Annotated in this window: 8 protein-coding genes; 1 reads left to right on the top strand and 7 read right to left on the bottom strand. The window is 60.2% G+C overall.

Annotated elements, in window-relative coordinates; all coding sequences use genetic code 11:
- The coding region (locus tag GWC77_RS29185; RefSeq protein WP_217283421.1) for a hypothetical protein at positions 1–677 on the bottom strand (677 nt) is incomplete at its 3' end.
- Between the two features lie 212 nt (positions 678–889).
- On the opposite strand from GWC77_RS29185, the gene GWC77_RS26585 reads away from it, so the two are divergent.
- Positions 890–1477, top strand: a complete 588-nt coding sequence (locus GWC77_RS26585; protein ID WP_254367195.1) for a cytochrome b — start codon at positions 890–892, stop codon at positions 1475–1477.
- Here the strand turns inward: GWC77_RS26585 and GWC77_RS26580 are convergent.
- The 6 genes from GWC77_RS26580 to GWC77_RS26555 all read right to left on the bottom strand — a co-directional run bounded on the left by GWC77_RS26580 (position 1474) and on the right by GWC77_RS26555 (position 6419).
- Positions 1474–2082, bottom strand: coding sequence for an ABC-type transport auxiliary lipoprotein family protein (locus GWC77_RS26580; protein WP_173262110.1), 609 nt, complete (start codon positions 2080–2082; stop codon positions 1474–1476). The two genes, GWC77_RS26585 and GWC77_RS26580, sit on opposite strands and share 4 nt — an antisense overlap.
- Positions 2079–2906 (bottom strand): MlaD family protein, encoded by an 828-nt coding sequence (locus GWC77_RS26575; RefSeq protein WP_173262107.1) that lies wholly within the window; start codon positions 2904–2906, stop codon positions 2079–2081. The genes GWC77_RS26580 and GWC77_RS26575 overlap by 4 nt, the downstream gene beginning before the upstream one ends.
- 209 nt (positions 2907–3115) lie before the next feature.
- Positions 3116–3829 (bottom strand): hypothetical protein, encoded by a 714-nt coding sequence (locus tag GWC77_RS26570; protein WP_173262103.1) that lies wholly within the window; start codon positions 3827–3829, stop codon positions 3116–3118.
- 96 nt (positions 3830–3925) lie between these two features.
- A complete protein-coding gene (locus GWC77_RS26565) occupies positions 3926–4690 on the bottom strand; it encodes a PP2C family serine/threonine-protein phosphatase (RefSeq protein ID WP_254367194.1) in 765 nt (254 codons plus the stop codon).
- A gap of 13 nt (positions 4691–4703) precedes the next feature.
- A complete protein-coding gene (gene tagH, locus GWC77_RS26560; RefSeq protein WP_173262100.1) occupies positions 4704–6026 on the bottom strand; it encodes a type VI secretion system-associated FHA domain protein TagH in 1323 nt (440 codons plus the stop codon).
- Between the two features lie 48 nt (positions 6027–6074).
- Positions 6075–6419 carry a TssQ family T6SS-associated lipoprotein gene (locus tag GWC77_RS26555; protein ID WP_254367193.1) on the bottom strand — a complete coding sequence of 115 codons (345 nt, stop codon included), beginning with the start codon at positions 6417–6419 and terminating at the stop codon, positions 6075–6077.
- Between the last annotated feature and the right edge of the window lie 288 nt (positions 6420–6707).

Here is a 6707-nt window from a genome sequence, read left to right as displayed (position 1 = left end):
GAATTCCATTGCCGCCCAGCTCTCCGTTGATCGTGCCATTCGCGTGCCGCGCAAAAAGCAAGAGTAAACGGCAAGTCGCGACAGTTTACAAGCCGCTCACGCGGACTTGTGTGTAATGAAATGGGTTGTCCGACCGTGAACGTGGAGGTCAAAAAATTGGGGGTAGAAAGCGTAACGCCGTACTTCTGTTGCAGATTCTGGACGACAGCGGCCTGCGCAGTCAGAACGTCAGTCTGATTCTCGAGCGTCTGCTGAAACCGAGTGTTCACCGGGAAGCCGATAATGAGCGCGCTTTCATTCGTACCGAGTTGCGCCGCGAGATACGTCAACAACAGATCCGTCTCCGGCGTGATGTTGTACGTACCTCCGGCAAATGCAGCGGAATGCAGCGTCGTTACGCCCGAGGTCGCAGCGATGATGCACGGCAACACCGCACTGAACGTCGCGTGGTAGTTTCCGTTCGCATCGGCTGCGACCGAGATCGAGCCTCGCGTGCAGTCGATGCTGATCGCCGCATTCGCGAGTGCCCTGCCGGTTGCCGCTGTACCGGAGATCGAAATCGTCGAAGCGCTGCTTGCGCTACCATTGCCGCCGCCGCAGCCGGCGAATAATGCAACGAATGCACACAGCAGCTCTGCGGTGACAGAGCAAATGGGATGCGGTTGCGCAGTGCTCATTGAAGTCAGCCGTTGGATCGTATGTTGTCTAAACGATCCTGCCGGAGCGTCTATTCCATCTCTCGCGAAGTCGCGGACGCTGCAAACGTATTGCGAAATGGTTGGCACGAGCGAGGTGCGGCTCCGCGTCCGAAGTATTCTCGCCTCGGGCGCGGCACGCCTTCACTTCACACGATTGGAATAGTGTCGCCCGCCCAACGTTTATTAACCGTATGGCCGACGCGATCGTAACGAACGGAACTTGCGCAATGATACCGATCGAGAACACCGAGGACCGCTTCGGAGCGGTCGCAATCCTGTTCCACTGGTCGATGGCGGTTCTCATCATCGGACTTTTGGCATTAGGCTTTTACATGGTCAGGCTTCCCGATGCCGGGTTCGATACGAAAAAGATCATGCTGATTCTCTACCACAAGGAAATCGGCTTGTCGGTACTCGTTCTGCTCGCAGTGCGGTTGGCCTGGCGGCTAACTCAGATACTGCCGCAACTGGTCGACCACCTGCCTGACTGGCAAAAAATTGCCGCCCGATTCGTCCATCTTTCCTTTTACGCGTTGATGTTCGCGTTGCCGGTGACTGGTTGGTTGATGTCGTCCGCCGCTGCGATCCCAGTTTCATTCTTCGGCCTGTTCACGCTACCCGATCTCCTTTCTCGCGACGACGATTCGTTTCGGCGACTCATCGACATCCACAAATGGCTGGGTTATGCCTTCATCGTTTTCATATGCGTTCACATGGGTGCCGCGCTGATGCATCATTTCGTACTCAAGGACGATACGTTACGCAGAATGCTGCCTTAATGTGCTTTCTCGACCACGAACCGGGCGAGTTGCCGCAATAGTTTTGCCATCGCCTCGTTGGCCGCAGCAACGCCTGCGGCGGCGTTCTCTTCCTGCATAGGCTCCCGCGCCGACAATTCTCTCGTCGCGATCACCTTGTTCGTGGCTTCCCGGCTCAGAGAAACGCGCATCGCGAACTGCAGCATGGGGGGATTCGAAGTAAAGTCTTGCTCGAGCGTCAGGATCTCGGTATGAAGCACGAAAGTGTGGCGGGCGAAGTGAGGGGGGGAGAGAACGTCGCTGAAGTAGCGGGTGCGTCGAAGTGCCTCGACGATCAACGGCTGAATCATCTGCGGCGGTGTTTCCGCCCATTCATTCTGACTGAAATACGCGACCTGATGCGCCTGCGTCGTGTAGGCCATTTGCCGTGTGGCATAGATCGAACCGGCCTCCGGGATCAGCACCAGCAGTGTCGCAGGGTGGGTCCGTTCGATGGGCAGATCGAGCGGGATATTGTCCAGTAAATATTCTTTCGTCTCAGTCTTGACCGGCGAGAAGACAGTGCACCCCGAAAACGCAAGAACGCACAGTGTGACGAAAGTCGCCCTGTGCCGGCCGATATTCATTTCCGCTCGCCGGGCCCGGGTGGCGGCGGTGCCGCGCCGCGTATCACAATTGACGGGTCGCGATTGATCCTGGTCGCGACGTCAGTCACGGAAGTGGACAGATGGTCAAGGTTGGACAGCGCCTTGTGCGCCTCCGGCAAGACCTGCATCTGGAGCGCGGTCACGGTGTCATGGCTCGACTCGATGAGCGGCGCGAGACGATTGCTGGCGCGTTCGGTATTAGCCACGATAGAGTTCAGTTTCCCGGTATTTTCCGCCAGTGCCGTGGTCACTCTCTGCAAGTTGTCGACCGATTGCTTGAGCGATGCTACGGTTGTCTTGTCGAGTACCGATTCCAGCAGGCTGGTGACGACCTGAACGTTTTCGTTTACCTGATTCATCGCCGTATCGAGCGTCATGGCCTTCGACGGTGCTGTCGATATGATCGGATAGGGCTCGCCCGGGCGTGTCGTCAGTGGCCGCGAATCGACACCGACGTCTTCGAGCGAAATGTAGACGTAGCCGGTAAATCCTCGTGTCGCGAGTCCTCGGGACGTGATCGTCGCTACGCTGGCTGAAGTGACTGGCGCCGTTTTGTCGATAGACAACACGATGGCCACTGAATGCGGATTGACCAGTCGTACGCTTTTCACCTTTCCCACTTCGACGCCGTGAAACTCGACGGGGGCATCGGCAATGAGACCGGAGACCGACTCCTGGGTATAGATCTGATAAGTCGCGTATTGGCTTATGGAAAAGAAATACCAGCCCGCGCCGGCGGCGGTCGAGACAAGCAGGAAGGCTGCAAACGCGAGTCTGGCCTTCGTGTTGACATCGACTTTCATCACCCATCGCCTCCACGGCTATACCGACTTCGACAGACATGTGCCATGCGGGAGTGGCTGCCTGCTGAGTAAACGATGGAGCTCGCCAGATTATTCCGGCAACACTTGTTCGAATTTAGTCACCGCCGTAGCCGTGCGTTCGATTTTCGTCACGACCATGAGGATGATCGCGACTTTCACCGCGGCCGCGCCCTGGTCGGGCCGCCTCATCATAGAGCCCAAGTGTGAGCCGACGATGCGAGTTCGCTGCGCCAGCGGCCGAGATTCGTCGCATCGGTCGTTTGTCCCTTGCTCAGTCTGTGCGTGATGAACTTTTGAATGGTCAACTCGCCGTTCAACGTTTCGAGAATTTGCGTCGCCTGTAGGCGCAGCCCACTGCCAGAAAAACCGATATCGAAATGTATGACGCGGCGCCGGCTCGGTCCGATCACCAGGCTTTCGCCGCCCCCGCCGTGCGAGCCGCCCTTCAGCCCCATGCGTGGCGTGTCGACCACCGGCACATTCCACTGAAAGCCGTTGCGCGCGATCCAATGCTTCGCGTCTCTTTCCGATTGCATGCTGACGAGCCCGGCCGGTGCGTGGTGCTCATGCTTCGCGAACGTATAGCGTGCGACGTTCCAGGTCGCGAATGTGTTCGAAGCCGGATTGAACGCATACATGTCGCGTTTTAGTTCGCCGCGGTCGATCCAGCTATCGGTTTTGGCGTCGTGCTCGTACCATTCGATCGTCTCGCACCATTGAAGTTGCGGGCAGTCGATGCCTTCTCCCGCGAGCGCGCCGAGCTTGCGCGGATTGACGTCGACACGTGCGTTCACGACGAACTCGTGCCCCGCCGGACTCTGGCCGGGGCCGCCGGACGTTTGAATTCTGCCGAACGACAGATTGACGATAGTGAGCTGCGCCTTGGTGCCGGGAAGGGCCATGCGTATGTCCTCGATGATCGGGAGACAAAAAAGGTTCGGGAGCGCCGCTCCGGGAACGAATCGGTGTATCGGTACACCGGACGGGCCCCTCGACCGCTAGCGGGCCACGGCCAGCGTGACGCGCTCGGGATGGCCAAGCCAGATTGCCAGCGCCGAATAGTTGTCGGTCTGTCCGTCGGCCCCTGTGCGCGTTTTCACTTCGCCGACGAGCAGGGCGAGCCAGTCGTCGACGGTATCTACGATACGCAGGCTGCGCTCGATGACGTCGTCGGGCAACTGCTGCCATAGGCCGTCCGTGCAGAGCAGGAAGACATCACCGTCGTGGACGGGGACCGTTTCGCTGACGCTCGGTGCCGCATCTGCGCGTACACCTAGCGCGAGGTGCAGCAGGCGAGGGCTGACGCCGTCGTACGTCAGCCCGGCATCGGCGAGTTGTTGCACGAGGCTGTGGTCGCGCGTGCGCCCGATGAGCAGACCGCGGCGAAACCAGTAAAGACGGCTGTCGCCGAGATGAGCCCATTGCGCGGTGCCGCGTTCGCGATCGATCCGCAGCGCGGCGATCGTGGCCGCCATTCTGTGCTGCTCCGGGTTGTGCCGTTGCGCGGCCAGAATCGCGCTATTGGCAGCGGCGAGGGCGGTGCGCAGCGCACCATGCGGTGCTTTCTGTGCGTGGATATCGCTCGCGCAGCATGAGAGCACGGTGGAGACCGCCAGCTTCGACGCGACTTCTCCTCCCGGCGCTCCCGCTACGCCGTCGCTGACGACGAACCATTCGCTGTTGTCTCCGGCGATGTGGCCGATAGCATCCTGGTTGATTGCCCTGCTGCCTGAATGCGAAAACTGCGCGTATGAGATCTTCATCCGAAACGCGAGTTCAGGTGCGGGAGCGCCCGCGATAGCCCTCGACTTCCGCGTCGTAGGCAGCAAGAAACGCCTTTCCGAAGACCGAGGCGAAGTCGTCTTCGATTGCGAAGACGGCATCGCGATGATGGTTCTCATAGCGGCTCCACATTCGCGCCCTGTAGAGAAGGGGAACGTAGCGTTCATACCAGCGCTGGGGACGATTGCGTTCGCGCAGACGCTGCGGCGAGAAACGCGCGACCAGGTCCATCAGCGCGGCGCGCATGCCCGCCACCATGCCGATCTGGTGCGCATGCAGGTCCTGGAAAGCGTCGCTCACCGCGGTTTGCGGCGACATGAATCCCGGAAACGGCAGACCGAACATCTGCCGCAGTACGGCGCTACCGTCGGGCAGCAGCTTGAGCGGATTGTTTTCGCGATCCAGCAGCATGGTCATATCCGCTTTCACTTCTCGCTTGAGGATACTGCGTGACGAAAGCAGCTCGACGGTGCCGTTCGCAAAAAGCGCGAGCAGTTGACCTGCAACGTACATTTGCTCCGACGACAACTCGCGCGGCTGCGCCGCGGCGTCGAGTCCGGCACCTTCGAAGAAGGCGCGCAGCAGAGCGTCGGGCGAGGATCGTTCCTCCTCGGTATGGCCGCCGCCTGTTGAGTTCTGCTGCTCGCGGTGCGCTGCCGGTACCGCCGGCAGCGCATCGGCGGGCGAATCGAGCGAGGCTGTCGACTCCGCGTCGACCTTCTGCAAGCGTGCGTGGCTCGCCCAATCGGGACGGTGATCGGCCTGGGTGACGGTCGACGCAGGCCGCGCAGACGGGGGCGCCAGCAACGAGTCGACGCCCTCCGGCGCGATGGTCGCAACCTTCTCCGAGCCGCTCTTGCCGACCGAACCGAAGAGTTCGAGCGGATCGGTGGAAAGCTGCTGGAACTCGTGCGGTTGCGATATCGCGGCACGGGGCCGCGACACGGAACCGGGGGCCGATCCCGGGCCTGAGCCCTCGGCGGTTTCAAGCGCTACATTCTCGTCGCCTTCGGCGCGCAGGAGGTAGGGACCGATGCGAACGGTGTCGCCGACCTGCAGCGTGCGAGCCTGCGCATGGGCTACCGGCGCGTCGTTCACTTCGATCGTGGAGACGCTGCTCAGATTTTTTAGCGAGCAGGCCTCGTCGCTCACCTGCAGCAGCGCTTGCAGCCGCGAGATTTGCCGCGTGTCGTCACGCAGCACGAGGTGATTGTCATGGTCTCGGCCGATGGTGCCGCCGGGCGGGCGGAACACCACAGCGGTCTCCCGGTCCTGTGCGACCGGATGGCCGGCGTGTTCGATAACGATCAGTTGCATGGGTCGATACGTCGTCGGATGAGCGTTGCGTTCAGAAGTGTCCCGCGCTCACGACGGAGCCAGACGCTTGCGTCGGGCGGCCTCGAACGCAGGCCCCCAGATCGGATGTCCCTTTTCCGCAGTGGACAACTCGAAATGAGGATCGAGGTCGAGAATCTTCGCGAACTCGATACGGCAGAGCGAGACGCGATTCGTCACGCAGTAGCTGAAGGCCGTCAGCTTGTGTGCTTCGATCTGCGTATCGGTTGTCGCGCTGTCGATGTCGTGCGAGTGACCGAGGATGGACAGCGTGCGTTCGTAGTCGCCTGCGTTGTACGCCGCACGCGCGCTGGCCACCGTCGCGCGCGCGGCCGATTGCGCTGGCGAAACAGTGCCACAGCCGCTTAAGTCCATGATGAGCGCGCTATATAACGCGCAAATTAATATCAAGCGCTTCATTTTGAATGAAGTGAATCGAGAAAATAGGTTTTCGGTGCGGTGGGATGGGATTTTAGTGCTGACTGCGCCACCCGGCGATATGGCTGTTACTTTCTGTTTCAATTTAGAACGATAGTGGCTCTTTTGAAAATGCAGTGGGTAACGCAGCTCACGAGGCATGCGGGTTGAAGCTGGAGAAATCTAGCTTGCCGGCGATGAGGAACAGCACGGTTCGCATTGTTTCGAAGCGCGTGTAGCCGCGCC

The sequence above is a fragment of the Paraburkholderia sp. NMBU_R16 genome (genome assembly GCF_013282575.1).
Classification (GTDB): Bacteria; Pseudomonadota; Gammaproteobacteria; order Burkholderiales; family Burkholderiaceae; genus Trinickia.
This window is presented reverse-complemented; position numbering and strand designations above follow the sequence as displayed.